The 1,349-nt window shown below is 55.7% G+C and carries 1 protein-coding gene; it reads left to right on the forward strand.

Going from position 1 to position 1,349, the window contains the following annotated elements; translation table 11 throughout:
- Positions 1-45 precede the first annotated feature (45 nt).
- A partial coding sequence (locus QUA16_RS33395; protein ID WP_333181682.1) for a calcium-binding protein occupies positions 46-1,349 on the forward strand: 1,304 nt, incomplete at its 3' end.

Raw genomic sequence — 1,349 nt, forward strand, 5'->3', positions numbered from 1 at the left:
TCGACAACGATGACGGGGACGGGCCCGGACATTTCGATCACCCCGGTGCCGCGGCCAACTCTGACAGTTCCAACCCCTCCCCCACAGCCACTTTTTGTCGATGGCTTAGTTGTCGCAAATGACGGCAGTAACTATTTAATCGGCAGCTTGTTCAATGACACGATTTCCGGGCGCGGCGGCGACGACACGCTTCTGAGTCGGGACGGAGACGATATAGTCAGGGGCGAGGACGGTAACGATTCTCTCAACGGTGGCGCTGGTAAAGATATTGTTGAGGGCGGGCGCGGCAATGACACGGCGCGGGGCGGCAAAGGCGATGACTTGGTTTCTGGCGACCAAGGCGATGACCTAGCTTTTGGCGACCAGGCCAATGATATTGTCTTGGGTTCTGAAGGAAACGACTCGCTGTACGGCGGTAAAGGCAATGACTGTCTGCGCGGTGGTGGCGAGGACGACCTGATTTTTGGCGACAAGGGCAGTGACACTGTTTTTGGCGACACGGGTAATGACTGCCTGATCGGCGCTGCTGGCAATGATATTTTGTTGGGCTCCGAGGGCGGGGATGTCATCACCGGCGGTGTTGGTAACGATACTGGTGATGGCGGCGAGGGTGATGACCTGATCTTCGGGGGCGACGGCAATGATTCTGTGTCTGGAGATGCTGGGGATGATGTTCTTTCGGGCGATCGCGGATCGGATACTCTGACAGGAGGCGACGGATCGGATATCTTTGTTCTCGGTAGGGTGGGCACGTCGCCTGGTAGCAACGGGTTTCTCACTACTGGCGGCCGCGAAATCGGCGATGCTGATGTAATTAGAGATTTTAAGGCGGGAGATTCGATCGGTCTGGCTGGAGGTCTGAACTTTACAGAGTTAGAAATTTTCCAGGGCCAAGGCTCGAATTCTAGCAACACGATTATTAGGGACAGGCGAACTGGGGAATTTTTGGCGGTGTTGATTGATGTTCGATCGAACTCGCTAGATGAATCTCGGTTCACTACAGGTCAAATACCCCGCGTAAACGACAATCCCTTCACCATTGAGGGGACAACTCCTTCTAGCGGCGGCACGGGTACTAATAGCGGCGGCACAGGTACTAATAGCGGCGGCACGGGTACTAATAGCGGCGGCACAGGTACTAATAGCGGCGGCACAGGTACTAATAGCGGCGGCACAGGTACTAATAGCGGCGGCACAGGTACTAATAGCGGCGGCACAGGTACTAATAGTGGCGGCACGGGTACTAATAGCGGCGGCACAGGTACTAATAGTGGCGGCACAGGTACTAATAGTGGCGGCACGGGTACTAATAGCGGCGGCACAGGTACTAATAGTGGCGGCACAGGTAC

Origin of the sequence: Microcoleus sp. S13_C3, from assembly GCF_036700905.1 — a bacterium.
GTDB lineage: Bacteria > Cyanobacteriota > Cyanobacteriia > Cyanobacteriales > Microcoleaceae > Microcoleus.